This is a genomic window from Phaeodactylibacter sp., from assembly GCF_040219495.1.
GTDB lineage: Bacteria > Bacteroidota > Bacteroidia > Chitinophagales > Saprospiraceae > Phaeodactylibacter.
Genome location: NZ_JAVJSK010000029.1, coordinates 1 through 13,749, shown reverse-complemented (window position 1 = coordinate 13,749; position 13,749 = coordinate 1). Strand labels below are relative to the sequence as shown.

The 13,749-nt window shown below is 53.5% G+C and carries 8 protein-coding genes; 5 read left to right on the top strand and 3 right to left on the bottom strand.

The features are described 5' to 3' along the window. Nucleotides 1-293 precede the first annotated feature (293 nt). Genes RIC19_RS04590 through RIC19_RS04575 form a run of 4 tightly spaced genes read left to right on the top strand, consistent with a single transcriptional unit; the run spans nucleotide 294 to nucleotide 4,742 of the window. Nucleotides 294-1,001, top strand: coding sequence for an ABC transporter ATP-binding protein (locus RIC19_RS04590; protein ID WP_350177115.1), 708 nt, complete (start codon nucleotides 294-296; stop codon nucleotides 999-1,001). Beyond that, nucleotides 994-2,217: an ABC transporter permease gene (locus RIC19_RS04585; protein WP_350177114.1), complete on the top strand. Its 1,224-nt coding sequence runs from the start codon at nucleotides 994-996 to the stop codon at nucleotides 2,215-2,217. The genes RIC19_RS04590 and RIC19_RS04585 overlap by 8 nt, the downstream gene beginning before the upstream one ends. Before the next feature lie 5 nt (nucleotides 2,218-2,222). Continuing rightward, the gene (locus RIC19_RS04580) at nucleotides 2,223-3,473 is read left to right on the top strand and encodes an ABC transporter permease (RefSeq protein WP_350177113.1); all 1,251 of its coding nucleotides are present in this window, start codon (nucleotides 2,223-2,225) and stop codon (nucleotides 3,471-3,473) included. 30 nt (nucleotides 3,474-3,503) lie between these two features. Then, nucleotides 3,504-4,742, top strand: coding sequence for an efflux RND transporter periplasmic adaptor subunit (locus RIC19_RS04575; RefSeq protein ID WP_350177112.1), 1,239 nt, complete (start codon nucleotides 3,504-3,506; stop codon nucleotides 4,740-4,742). A 357-nt stretch (nucleotides 4,743-5,099) separates the two neighbouring features. Here RIC19_RS04575 and RIC19_RS04570 read toward each other — a convergent pair whose 3' ends face one another. Further along, nucleotides 5,100-6,209, bottom strand: coding sequence for a T9SS type A sorting domain-containing protein (locus tag RIC19_RS04570; protein WP_350177111.1), 1,110 nt, complete (start codon nucleotides 6,207-6,209; stop codon nucleotides 5,100-5,102). A gap of 1,106 nt (nucleotides 6,210-7,315) precedes the next feature. Then, nucleotides 7,316-11,800, bottom strand: coding sequence for an HYR domain-containing protein (locus RIC19_RS04565; RefSeq protein WP_350177110.1), 4,485 nt, complete (start codon nucleotides 11,798-11,800; stop codon nucleotides 7,316-7,318). Between the two features lie 609 nt (nucleotides 11,801-12,409). Between RIC19_RS04565 and RIC19_RS04560 the strand changes: the two genes are divergently transcribed. Further along, nucleotides 12,410-13,288 (top strand): RluA family pseudouridine synthase, encoded by an 879-nt coding sequence (locus RIC19_RS04560; RefSeq protein WP_350177109.1) that lies wholly within the window; start codon nucleotides 12,410-12,412, stop codon nucleotides 13,286-13,288. Between the two features lie 187 nt (nucleotides 13,289-13,475). Here the strand turns inward: RIC19_RS04560 and RIC19_RS04555 are convergent. Next, on the bottom strand, nucleotides 13,476-13,749 hold a 274-nt coding region (locus RIC19_RS04555; protein ID WP_350177108.1), incomplete at its 5' end, for a hypothetical protein.

Sequence of the window (13,749 nt, the reverse complement as noted above, 5' to 3'; positions counted from 1 at the left end):
ACTTTTTTGCTTATACTTCGTCCCGGAAACCCTTCCCGCAAACTGCGGGACAGGCTATTTAGCTAAGGCTAAACTCCGGTTTTCGTGCCTCGTCTAACCAAAAAATTGTTAGTTTTCGACTAGAAGACAAAAGTCCCAACACGCTCTAATTATAAAACGCAGCGAATATGCATGCTCTATATCTAAAATTAGAGGGCTTTAGTCCAAAAGAAATGCCTCTCTGCCATAAAATGAAAAACTTACCGGCTGCTTGAAAGGCTGGTCAGACAGCTCTTAACGCAACCCGACTGCATATGATACAACTTAAAAATATCCGCAAATCCTACCAAACCGGGTACAACCGGATGGAAGTCCTCAAAGGCATTGACCTGCACCTCAAGGAAGGTGCTTTCGCCTCTATCATGGGCTCATCCGGGTCTGGCAAATCGACGCTCCTCAACATTCTGGGGATTTTAGACGAGTACGACGAAGGCGAATACCGGCTGGATGGCACCCTTATACAGGGGCTTTCACAAACCGAAGCCGCGCAATACCGCAATAAATTTATCGGGTTCGTTTTTCAGTCGTTCAACCTGCTGCCTTTCAAAACGGCTGCGGAGAACGTTGCCCTACCGCTTTATTACCAAAAAGTAGAACGCCACGAACGCCATAAACGCGCAGTGGAATACCTGGACATGGTAGGCCTGGCCGACTGGTCTGACCACTTGCCCACTCAGTTGTCCGGCGGGCAGCAGCAACGGGTCGCTATTGCCCGGGCGCTGATCACACAGCCCAAAGTTATTCTGGCTGACGAGCCTACCGGCGCACTCGATTCCAAGACTTCCTATGAGGTCATGGAACTGTTTAAAAAGGTAAATAGGGAAGGGATGACCGTGCTCATTGTCACCCACGAGAATGACATCGCCGCTATGACTAAACAAATTATCCGGTTGCGCGACGGTCTTATTGAGTCCAACGGAAGCCCTGTTTCTGCTTCTCCAAAAACAGCTGGCCATGATTGATTTCGATAAGTGGAGAGAAATTTTCAATTCTATTCAGCGCCACCCCTTGCGGACGATCCTTACTGCCCTGGGCGTCTTTTGGGGCATTTTCATGCTCATCATTCTGCTCGGTGCAGGGGACGGCCTTAAAAACGGTGTGGAGTATGAATTCCGGGACGATGCCATCAACAGCATGTGGATCCGCAACGGCACCACTTCCATGCCTTACCGCGGGCTGCCCAAGGGCCGTCAAATTGAATTCACCAATGAGGACTACGACATGCTGCGTGAGCAGTTTGATGACATCGAATACCTTACCGGGCGCTACTACTTGTCAGGCAACCAAATGACGATCTACAAAGACAAGCGCCTTTCCTTCAGTACCCGCGCGGTCCACCCGGACCACCGCTACCTGGAAAATACCCTCATTGATGCAGGCCGCTACATCAGCGAGCGCGACTTGAAAGAGATCCGCAAAGTTGCGGTGATCGGTAAGATTGTAAAGCAGGATCTTTTTGGAGAAGAGGATGCCATTGGCAAGGAGATTGAAATCGGAGGGATCGTGTACACCGTAGTTGGTACTTACAGCGACACCGGCGGCGAGAACGAAATGCGGATCATCTACCTTCCGGTCACGACCGCACAAAAGGTCTATGCAGGCACCAACCGCCTTCATCAGCTTATGCTGACCACCAAGGACCTGAACCTGGAGCAGACCAAGCAACTCGAAAATAAAGTACATGCCGCTTTTGCTGTCAGCCACGACTTCAGTATGGAAGACCGGCAAGCGGTATCGGTCTTTAGCGCAGCGGAGGAGTACCAGAAGTTTACCAACCTGTTTGCTGCCATTAAGGTCTTCGTTTGGTTTGTGGGGCTGGGCAGTATTATTGCCGGCGTCATTGGCATTAGCAACATCATGCTGATTGTCGTCAAAGACCGGACCCGGGAAATCGGGGTGCGCAAGGCGCTGGGGGCCACACCCTACTCCATTGTATCAATGATCCTGCAGGAGGCTATTCTCATCACGGCAGTTGCCGGGTACCTCGGCCTGCTGGCAGGGGTGGGCGTGATCAGCCTGATGGAGTCCCTGGAGGTCAATTACTTCCGTAGCCCGCAGGTCGATTTGAGTATGGGCTTTGCAGCTACGCTGGTGCTGGTCATTGCCGGTGCCCTTGCCGGGTGGATGCCCGCCCGTCAGGCTGCCCGTATTAATCCTGTTGAAGCCATGAGAAGTTAACGATTATGCTACTAGACCGCGACAGTTGGCAGGAAATCCTTGCCACCCTAAAAAAACACAAGCTCCGCACCGGCCTTACCGCGCTGGGCGTATTCTGGGGTATCTTCATGCTGGTCTTTGTCCTTGGCATGGGCAAAGGCCTGGAAAATGGCGTATTCCGGGGCTTTGGAGAACGGGCCAAAAACATCATGTACGTCTGGCCGGAGTCTTCCACAATGCCTTACCAGGGCTTTCAGCCGGGCCGGTACCCTACTTTTCGGCTGGAAGATATTGAAGCCATTCAGAACAACCTGAAGGATGTACAGTACATCGCCCCCCGCCTGTCTATAAACAGCGTTCCGGTGTACTACAATGAGATTGGCGAAAACCGGGAAATCCGGGGCGAGTTGAATAATATGATCAAAATAGAGGCGCTGAAGTTACATTCCGGCCGCTACATCAACGACAGAGATATTGAAGAGGCGCGCAAAGTTGCCGTGGTCGGGCAGCGCACCGCCGAGCTGCTCTTTGGGCCGGAAGAACCCATTGGGAAATATATCCGGGTGCGGGGGGTTGAGTTTCAGGTAGTCGGCACTTTTGGCCCTCAGCAGGTAAAGCCCTGGACGGAAAGCGATATGGAGTCCATCGTCATTCCGCTGACGGCCATGTACCGCACTTTTGGTACGGGCGAGCGCATTGACTACTTCGTTTGTTCGGCACAGCCCAATGTGCTGGTTAGCCAGGTAGAGCCGCAGGTAAAGGCACTGCTGAAGCAGCGGCACCACATACACCCGGACGACCCCCGGGGCGTTGGCTCCTTCAACCTGGAAAATGAATTTTTGAGCATCTCCAACCTGTTTGGGGGCATAAACGCCTTCTTGTGGTTCGTGGGGATCGGCACGCTCCTGGCGGGTATCGTAGGCGTGGGCAACATCATGCTCATTACCGTAAAAGAGCGGACCAAGGAAATCGGGGTACGTAAAGCTCTTGGGGCTCCCCCATCAAGTATCATTCGTATGGTACTGGCAGAGTCCGTCCTCATCACCGCTACTTCGGGCTACCTGGGGCTGATCATCGGCACCTTCCTTATTTGGGGCATCAGTTCATTCATGCGCGCCAATGGTGTAGAGCTCGACAATTTTCACAATCCGGAAATCAGCCTTGCGGTTGGCGTTGGGGCAGTCATCCTGCTGACGCTTTCCGGGGTTATTGCCGGGGCCATCCCCGCCCGGCACGCGGCACGGGTCAACCCGGTTGTCGCACTAAAAGATGAATAACGAAGTCACCCATAAAAAACAGTCATTATCATGAATAGAGGTTGTCTAATTGGTTTCGGTGCCTTTTTGGTGGTTGCCACCATTGGTCTGGGCATCTACTTCTACCAGCGCAATACCAAAGAAGCAGAGAATTACGAGGTGGTCCATCCTGAAAAAACGGACATTATTAAGAAAACGGTGGCGACCGGCGCGATCCGGCCCCGCAAGGAGGTCATGGTCAAGCCGCAGGTCTCCGGTGTGGTCGATGAAATCTACGTCGAAGAAGGCCAACTCGTGACCAAAGGGCAGAAACTGGCCCGCATCAAACTGGTGCCCAGCGAGGTCAACATCAACACCGCCAAATCTAATGTAGACCTGGCCCGGCTGCGCCTGCAGGAAGCAGAGCGCGAACTGGCGCGGCAGCGCAATCTGAACAAACAGCAACTGGATATTGAAGAAGCCCGGGCCAGCTTTGAAAATGCCAAACAAGAGGAAGCCCGGCAGGGTGGCTTGTTTGAAGAAGGGGTGATCTCAGAGCAAGACTACAACCGCTTCAGGCTCGACCTCGAGCTAGCCCGTGCGGCTTTTGAAAATGCCAAAGTGGTAGCCCAAAACAGTGTGAAGCAGTTCGAGACTGAAGTGGACATCCGCGAGCAGGAACTGCAAGCGGCCATCAACAACCTCCAACTGTTGCGCGAAGGGGCCAGCTCCAATTCCCGGCAGGTAGCCAACATCGTCACCTCTACCCTCGATGGCATGGTGCTGGACATCCCGGTGGAGGAAGGCACTTCCGTCATTGAGCGCAACAACTTCAATGAAGGCACGAGCATCGCCATCGTCGCCGACATGAATGCCCTGATCTTCGAAGGCAAGGTAGACGAGTCTGACGTAGGCAAGCTGAAAGAGGGCATGCCGCTGCTGCTTACCGTTGGCGCCATTAGCAATCATTCTTTTGAGGCAACGCTGGAGTTTATTTCGCCCAAAGGCGAGGACGAGGAGGGCACCGTGAAATTCGAGGTCCGTGCCGCGGTCAAACCCACAGACGATATCTTCCTCCGCGCAGGCTACAGCGCCAATGCTGATATTATACTCGACCGCCGCAAGCAAGTGCTGGCCATACAGGAGCGCGATATCCTTTACGAAAGCGATACCACTTACGTGGAAATCAAGACTGGCGACCGCTCCTTTGAGAAGCGCGAGGTCAAGCTTGGCCTTTCTGATGGTATCAAAGTGGAGGTCCTGAGCGGTATCGATGACTCCAATGAGGTGAAGGTGCAGACGAAGGGGTAGAATTGGGGCGAGGCAGGTTTTTTGGTATTCTGGTTTTCCGCCTTCGCGTGAAGCTACGGCGGGCGGAGGGTGCTCTGGTTTTTTGGTGCTTTGGTATTCTGGTTTTCTGGTGTTGTGGCTATAGGGGACGGATCCGACTTCGCGTGAAGCTACGTCGGACGGAGGACCGACTTCGCTAAAGCTACGTCGGACGGTGGGTGTTATGTTGGCTTTGGCAGGGGAGATAACTTTTTTCTGCTGGAGCATAGTGGCTTTGGCATGCTGGAGCAGCAACGAAAAACAAGCCCCGTCAGATCGTCCAATGACCTCTGACGGGGCTTAAATATTTACCAGGGTTGAGCCTGGCGGGCGGTTAATTTACTGCCGCACCACCTTCAGCACCTCCCGGTAGCCCTGCGCGTCGCGTACTTCGAGGAAGTACAGCCCGCGGGGCAGGTTGGAGCCGTCAAAGTTGTGGTTGACCGCACCGGCAGGGAGCTGCAGCTGCTGCAGGGCCTGTCCGAGCTCATTGCGCAGTACAGCCGTTGCTGCGATCTCCAGGGGCCGCTCGAAGTCGAGGGTAAAGGCGCCGGAGGTCGGGTTGGGCGATACCCGTGCCTGCTGGAAATTAGACAGAGCGGCAGGGCTGCTGTTGCCGCCGGGGCCGGGGGTTATGAGGTTGGACATAGAATTGACATTTGTAAAGGTAGCCGTTGCCGTACCAGAGGGGTCGGTGGAGAAGACCGCCAGCCCCATTTCCACGCACCCGTTCATGGGCAGGTACACCTGATGGAACTGTATCCATTGGCTGCTGTTTTTGTAGAATCCGCGGATCCAGTCGCCCTGCCGTACCAGGCGCAGCATAGTGGGGAAGGCAGTATTGATCAAGCCGGAGCTACGGGTCCCATTCGTCGTGTAGCGGGTCTCGCGGCGCAGCAGGTTGGTCAGGTTGCTATAGATGGCGGTCATCTTAGCGCCCGGTGCGCTGCTTTCGCGGATCATCAGGCCGGCGTAGCCGCCCTCCACGTCTTCGATGCGGGCTTGTATGCCGCCATTGCCGCAGAGGGGCAGGGCAGCGAAAGCCAAGTTATCGGAGGTATTGGGGAGGAGGTGGTAGCCATCGGTGCTAATGTCGTAGTCGGTAGGGCCCGGTACACAGGGGTCGAAGCTGTAGTCGCTGTTTTGGGTGCCAATATCGGAGGCCGTCCAGCCGTTAGGCAGGCCGTCGGGCAGGACTACGGTGACGGTGGCCGTGCAGTTGTCGCTGTTGCCATTGCCGTCATCTACCGTGAGCGTAACCACATTGTCACCCAAATTGGTGCAGTCGAAAGTAGAAGGGCTTACGCTGATATTGGTAAAGCCGGAGGAGCCACCATCTACATCGCTGGCAGTGATACTGGCGGTACCGCCGGACTGTAAGCTTACGCTAGTATTTTCGCATTCGGCTTCTATCGCCGGAGGAGGAGGAGCGCAGGCCGATAATGGCATACTACCTGGGCCACAGATCGCAAAGGCAAAATTTAATCTATTTTTCTGCGTAGTTACCGGACCATCAGGGACCTGTTTTGTACTAAATCCATTATTATTTCCAACTATAGTTTGAGGACACCAGAGGGTTGTCTGGGAAAAAAGATCAGCAGTTGGAGCAGTGGCATTGACTTCTAACCAATACGTTCCGGGAGTAAGATCAAGTGGATCAATCGGGATGTGAACAATCTTTATAAAAATTCCTGACCACTGCTCGGCAACTCCCTCCCAAGTCATGGGGGCACCTCCTACTGGTACCGACTGGGTGGCTATTACTGCTCCGGGGGCTCCGTTGTTATCAGCCAGAACGGAAACCTGATAGGCTGGCGAAGTGCAGTTAAAGGTGTAGTCCAAAACATTAATAAGTACTGTTCCGATAGTAGCATTTGATGTAAGGGTAAAATCATCGTATCCTTTGTATATATCCCCATTTGGATATTTCGAAATATTTTCTGTAACAAAACCACCAAAAACACCATCTAGTCCAACATTCTGGTTGAATATATAGTCTGTACAGCCTGAGCTGCTTCGAGTAGGAAAATCTTCCTCTGCGGTTTTCTTTACTTTTGATTTTTTGAATTCGACGTATGCACCGCTAGTATGAATGCTTTGTCCAAAAGCATTGAGCACGAAAAATAGCAAAAATGCTGTAATAGTAATTGTGTTCCTCATTATAGTGAAAGTCTTGATGTTATTTCCCTGGTGTTTAGAACCGGGAAAGGTAATAGTTAGTGAAAAAAATAAATTATGATAGGGGGGGACATTCGTTGAAGATAGCACTAAGGCGACCTATTGGACTAAAAAAACATCCATAATGTTCTGAATGGTAGCCCTGGTGTTCTGAATGGTAGCAATGGGGGTGTCAGGGGCGGGATGTCGTGGTTTTTTGGTGTTTTGGTTATAGCGGACTGATCCGACTTCGCTAAAGCTACGTCGGACGGAGGGTATTATGGTCTTCCTGGCTTTGGCATGCCGGAGCAGCAACGAAAAACAAGCCCCGTCAGATCGTCCAATGACCTCTGACGGGGCTTAAATATTTACCAGGGTTTAGCCTGGCGGGCAGTCATTTACTGCCGCACCACCTTCAGCACCTCCCGGTAGCCCTGCGCGTCGCGCACTTCGAGAAAGTACAGCCCGCGGGGCAGGTTGGAGCCGTCGAAGTTGTGGTTGACCGCGCCGGCAGGGAGCTGCAGCTGCTGCAGGGCCTGTCCGAGCTCATTGCGCAGTACAGCCGTTGCTGCGATCTCCAGGGGCCGCTCGAAGTCGAGGGTGAAAGCGCCGGAGGTCGGGTTAGGCGCTATGCGTGCGCGTTGTACATCGGCAAGGGCGTCCGCAATCGGGCCGGTGTTTGGAGCCGACAGGTTCATGCCAGACATGAAGTTGACCTTGTCAAAGGTCGCCGTTGCTGTACCGAAGGGATCGGTGGAGAAGACGGCCAGCCCCATTTCCACGCACTCGTCCATGGGCAGGTAGACCTGATGGAAAAGCACCCATTGGCTGCTGTTCTTGTAGAATCCGCGGATCCAGTCGCCCTGACGGACCAGGCGCAGCATAGTGGGGAAGGCAGCATTGATCAAGCCGGAGCTGCGGGCTCCATTCGTCGTATAGCGGGTCTCCCGGCGCAGTAGGTTGGTCAGGTTGCTGTAAATGGCGGTCATCTTGGCGCCCGGTGCGCTGCTTTCGCGGATCATCAGGCCGGCGTAGCCGCCCTCCACGTCTTCGATGCGGGCTTGTATGCCGCCGTTGCCGCAGAGGGGCAGGGAAGCAAAGGCCATGTTATCCGAGGTGTTGGGGAGGAGATGGTAGCCATCGGTGCTGATGTTGTAGTCGGTTGGCCCTGCCACACAGGGGTCGAAGCTGTAGTCGCTGTTTTGGGTGCCGATATCGGAGGCGGTCCAGCCGTTGGGCAGGCCGTCGGGCAGCACCACCATAAAGCTGCAGTGTTCGGAGTCCGTATTGCCATTGCCATCATCTGCAGTGAGGGTGACGGTCTGCGGGCCGAGGTCATCGCAGTCGAAGGACAGCATCGGGCTGCTTTCAGTTGGCGTGCCGCAGTTGTCCGTAGACAAGCCCTGGCCGATGTTGGCCGGGAGGGTGGCGGTGCGGTTTTCCGTAATCATTACATCGGAAATGGTTGGGCAGATGGCGGTAGGGGCTTCGTTATCGGTAACGGTGACGGTAAAAGAGCAGGCAGCGACGTTACCCGCCACATCCGTTGCGGTAAAGCTGTTCGTAGTAACGCCAACGGGAAAAACTTCGCCGGAGCTTAATCCGGAATTTTGTTCGAAGCCGGACCCGGTTGCTGCTAAATTAACCGCATTCAAAAAGAGCAACTGGGCATTTGGGTCAGACAAAACTGCGCCACCGGCAGTGTAGTGAGCGGAATGCCCAAAATGCACTGCTTTGCCGCCACCTGGGAATTCCCGATAAGCAGCCGTAACACCTAGGCTAGCGTTCTCCATCAGAGCAATTGCCGGATTACTGTTAAAGGTTCTGAGTTGCGCCGTGTAGTGGTAACTGCTCGGTAAGGTAAAGCTGCCTGGCACGTTAGCAAGGACAGGGTGATTCTCTTGACCAGCAACTGTTGAGTATTCGACTGCGCTACTGCCGCAACCGTTGTCGCAACTCACTTCTAAGAGTATCAAATCCTTCATCTCAAGGTAGGAATTAACAAAATCAACGTTAAACCCAATAAACTCGGTCCCGATATATACGCCGCCTTGGTTGACCGCAAAATCCGCCAGAGCAGTACGGCCCGCTACCGGCATATTTCCATACGGGAGCCCTTCCAGATGGATTACGGCATCGAAAGAAGCTAAAGAAGGGTTAGTCCCGTTGAAACCTCCAGCAAAAGCCAAGGTGACGGTATGCCCTCCTGCTTCAATCGCATTCTTCAGACTTGTCGTATTGCTGGTATTTTGATCGTAAAGCAAGAGTACGTCCGCTCCGCCTCCGCTACCCGAGTTGGTTACAATGGAACAATTATCGGAAACAGAGACACTATAATCAACGACTGCACCACAAGTACCAGCGTCAACATTGACAGATACACTCGGTGGGCAAGAGAAAGAAGGGGGTTCTGTATCCACTCCGTCATTAATCATCACTTCTGCTGCTTCATCGCTACAGGCCGGATCACCACTATCCACCACATAGGGCTGATAATTGCCCGGCATAAGCCCGGTGAAAGTGGGGGACGTCTGCGTAGTCGCTCCGCCGTCAATGGAATATAGGATGCCATCGCAGGAGGTGCAGGAAGCATTGATAGTTATGGTGCCATCGCCTTCTTCAGGGCAGGTCTCATCTGTTTCGTTTACGCTTAGGAGGGCAATATCGCAGGAAGTGCCGGCACAGCTACAATCGTCCTGTATTACATCATTATCAGTCTCGGAGTCGCCATCATCGCAGCTATCGCCGGGCTGGGGGTTGCCACAGCCGCAGTCCGTATTGTCTTGTACAGTAATGATAAAGGAGCAATTCGCCTCATTAGGCTGCATGGCATCGTCTGTTGCGGTGTAGGTCACGATGGTTCCGCCTACGGAAAAACTGGTGCCACTAAGCATCGCAGACCCGCTGCCACTAGTCACCGTTGCGCCAGTGGTCGTGTAAGAAATATCCGGATTAACGGTACAGTTGTCAGAAGCCGTAGCTTCAATATCATTGACGATTGGCGTGCAAGTGGCGGCCGTGGCTTGTACAATAACGTTCTCAGGGCAGTCAATTTCCGGAAATGTTATATCCCGGAGCGGGACGGTATAGGTACAGCTGTTCATAAGGTTGGCATTATCCGTAGCCGTTACAGTAACAACCAGGTCTTGCTCGCCGGTAATGATCGTGCCGGCTGCTGGGGACTGCGAAAGCGTCAGCTCTGTATCACAATTGTCAGAAGCGTTAACGAAAGGGGTGTAATCAGAAAGGGTCTTCTGGCAGTTTTGACCCAAAACAGCTGTTGTTATCGTTCCCGGGCAGGAGATGGATGGAGCTTCGCTATCTATTCCGTCAGCGATGGTCTCACCCGCTGCCGCATCAGTACAGGTATCATCGCCACTATCCTCCACGTAGGGCTGATAAGTGCCCGGCGTGAGCCCGGAGAAAGTGGGAGAAGTCTGTGTGGTAGTTCCGCCGTCGATGGAGTACAGAATGCTGGCGCAGGAGTTGCAGGAAGCATTGATCGTAATGCTGCCATCGTCCTCTCCCGGGCAGGTTTCATCCGTTTTATCCACGGAGGTGATTGCTATATCGCAGGGGACGGGTGGGATCAAGCGGGCAATGTTGTTGAGGGTTACAAAGGGAAAGTCGTTATCAGCGCCAAAGCTGCCCCCGACATAAATATCACCGGAAGGGCTTTCCACTACATCATTGGTAGATGAACTGAGCCCGGTGCCTACGCCGCTCCAGCTCGTACCGTCCCATTTCGCGATGTTCCTATCGCTGGTGAACCCCCCAGCTGTGAGGCTGAATTGCCCGGTCACATACACATTCCCATCTGAAGCGGCTTTAATGCCGAAACCGAAGTCAAAACCTGTAAACCCTAGCCCGCTGCCCAGAGGACTCCAGTTGGTGCCATCCCATTTGGCGATTGCCCCGGCCGGGCTGCCGCCTGCTTCGGTAAAATCGCCTGTAGCATAGAGGGTGCCATCACTGGCAAAATCTATGGCGTTTACCCTGGCATTTGTACCTGCCCCCAGGGCGCTCCAGCTCGTGCCATCCCATTTGGCGATATTTAGAGCCGGTGTCCCGCCTGCTGTGGCAAATTCGCCTGCCGCGTATACACTGCCATCCGGAGCAATAGCGATGTCAAGGCAAAAGCCTATTGTTCCGGAGGAGTTAGCCAGGCCCGCACCCAGGGCACTCCAGTCTGTGCCATCCCAACTGGCAATCGAGAAGGAGCGTACGCCCCCGATATTTACCCAGGAGCCCCCGGCGTAAAGGGTGCCGTCCGAAGCAAAAGCCAAAGCCAAACACGAAAAGACAGAAGAGCCACTGCCCACAGCGCTCCAATTTGTACCATCCCATACCGCAATGTCGTCCACCGTTACACCGCCTGCGGTAGAAAAGATACCGCCTGCATAGACATCTCCGTTTGGAGCTATTGCTATAGTACGACATTCGCTATTCAATCCGCTACCGAGCGCGCTCCAGTTGGTGCCGTCCCATTTGGCAATACGATCAGCGGAAATCCCTCCGGCCTCGGTGAAGGCCCCTCCGACATAGAGGTCGCCGTTAGCGGCTACGGCGATCGTGTTTACCTTATTATTCAACCCAGACCCCAGAGCACTCCAGGTACCCGTTGCAGAAGCCATCCCATCCGGAACTGCCACCGGGCCGGCGCATTCATCCAGCTGAATGTGATAGCCAGCGATGTCTATCTGCCCGGAAAAGCCTGGCGTGACATTCAAGCTTCCATCCGGGTTCAAGAAGTCCGTCAGGGGCGGATCGGTATAGCCGTTTTTCAGAACGGCATCATCAGCGGAAGCTGATATCGTATTGCCCAGCAGCAGCGCCACCGGAAACAAAAACAGCAGAGAAAGTTGTAAACGTAAAGAGGTCATGATATTCACTTGTTTTAAGATGAAGGTTCTTGGCACCAATACCTGCCAAAAGACAAAAGAACAACTGCCAGTTGGGGAACCAACTGAAAGCAGCATGAGAAAGGGGGGAGTATGCGCGAAAGATAGCATCAAAGTGACCAGCGGCCCTAAAAAAACATCCAAAATGTTCTGAATGGTAGCCCTGGTGTTCTGAATGGTAGCAATGTGGCTGTAAAGGCTGAGTTTTTGCAGGGGTTGGTCGCAATGTTAGAGGTGTGGTATTTTGGTTTCCTGGTGTTGTGGTGTTTCCGCCTTCCCCAAGGCTACGTTGGGCGGTGGGTGTTGTGGTTTTGGCTTGGCTGTACCCTGGGGTCTGGTTTTATGGTGCTTTGGTTTTCTGGTGTTTGGGTAGGTCTTTGCGAGTGCTTCGGTTTTCTGCGGGCGGTGGTTCCCGCTCTCTCCGAGCGCTGAAGCTACAGCGAAGGAGCTTGGGGGTTAGGGGGCAGCGAGATGTTTTTTGGGATTCCTGCCTTCGCCTGTGGGATTTAGTATTATGGTTTTTCCTGGCCGCAGCCGCTGCATTTGGCAATCTGCCCCAAACCCTGTTCCTTTGCAGGAAAGCTAAGTACCATGCCCAAACGCCAACAAAAGCACCGGGTCCGGAGCATCACGCCCGGCACATCACTGACGGACTACTGCCGGGAGGCCTTTCCTTTGCTGGGCAGCCAGACAGCGGTAAAGAAAGCCATAGCCGATGGACGCCTGCTCATCAATGGCCAGCCGGCCCAACCTCACACTGTACTAAAGAAAGGAGATCAGCTTCAGCTTAAAGGCGCGGGCTTGCCCAAGGCCCGGAAATTTGATCAGGAACTGCCGGTAGTATGGGAAGATGACCACCTTATCATCATTAATAAGCCCGGGGGCATCGCCACCAATGGCGACCGTATACAAACTGTAGAGAACGCCCTGGCGGGTAAAGTGCCGCCACCGCCCCTGCCCGATGCCCTGCCCCGCCCGGTTGCCGTACACCGCATTGATTTGCCTACCAAGGGGCTGGTGCTATTGGCCAAGACCAAAAGTGCACTCATGGATATGAGCCGTGCTTTTGAAGACAATGCTGTCAAAAAGGCCTATCAAGCTGTAGTACACGGGCAAACACCTAAGGAGGGCAGCTTTGACAGCCCAATCGAAGGCAAAACCGCTATCACGAATTTTCGTACGCTACGGACAGTGCCCTCCCTTGTTTACGGGCACCTCTCCCTGGTGGAGCTCAGGCCCGTCACCGGAAGGACCCACCAACTGCGTATACACCTGCAGCAAGCCGACCACTTGATCGTAGGGGATAAGCAGTACGCCTCAGGATCAGATACTATACTGGGCAAGGGCCTCTTCCTTTGCGCCTTTCAGCTCTCTTTTAAGCACCCGGTGACCGGGGAGGCGGTGGACGTATCTATTCGCACGCCCCGCCGCTTTACCAAAACGCTGGACAGAGAAGAAGCAAGAAGCTAGTGCTTTGTCAAGTATGAAACAACGAGTAATCTGTGGCATCTTTTTGCCCAGCTCTGCGTTAGCGAACCGCTCATGTAGCTACGGCTATAATCGCGAACCGCCGCCTTGATCTGGACAAAAACCTGCTGACACCTTACTTCGCTTTTCATACTTTACAAAACACTAGCCCCCAAAGTGCAGAAGAAAATTACGCTTCTACGTTAATTCCAATCAATAATTCCATAAATCCAGGCTGTTTTCTTAAATTTCCACTCGCGGAAATGGCAGCTTGTTGTTTTATTAACACTATCTTTCCGCAACGAATGCAACCAACATTTAACTTAGAGCTTGTTGGGGTTTTGCTTTTGGAGCGAACGCAGCCAAATTTTGTTCTGATCAAGGCGTGATGAGGGAACATAGCCTTAGCTAAGTGACCGAAGAACAACGAAGAGCAGGACAAAATTTGGCAAGAGCAGCCCGAA

What these genes read in the sequence shown, in the direction of transcription:
- RIC19_RS04575 (WP_350177112.1), top strand. Translation starts at nt 3,504, where the DNA reads ATGAATAGAGGTTGTCTAATTGGTTTCGGTGCCTTTTTGGTGGTTGCC.
- RIC19_RS04565 (WP_350177110.1), bottom strand. Translation starts at nt 11,800, where the DNA reads ATGACCTCTTTACGTTTACAACTTTCTCTGCTGTTTTTGTTTCCGGTG.
- RIC19_RS04590 (WP_350177115.1), top strand. Translation starts at nt 294, where the DNA reads ATGATACAACTTAAAAATATCCGCAAATCCTACCAAACCGGGTACAAC.
- RIC19_RS04570 (WP_350177111.1), bottom strand. Translation starts at nt 6,209, where the DNA reads ATGCCATTATCGGCCTGCGCTCCTCCTCCTCCGGCGATAGAAGCCGAA.
- RIC19_RS04585 (WP_350177114.1), top strand. Translation starts at nt 994, where the DNA reads ATGATTGATTTCGATAAGTGGAGAGAAATTTTCAATTCTATTCAGCGC.
- RIC19_RS04580 (WP_350177113.1), top strand. Translation starts at nt 2,223, where the DNA reads ATGCTACTAGACCGCGACAGTTGGCAGGAAATCCTTGCCACCCTAAAA.
- RIC19_RS04560 (WP_350177109.1), top strand. Translation starts at nt 12,410, where the DNA reads ATGCCCAAACGCCAACAAAAGCACCGGGTCCGGAGCATCACGCCCGGC.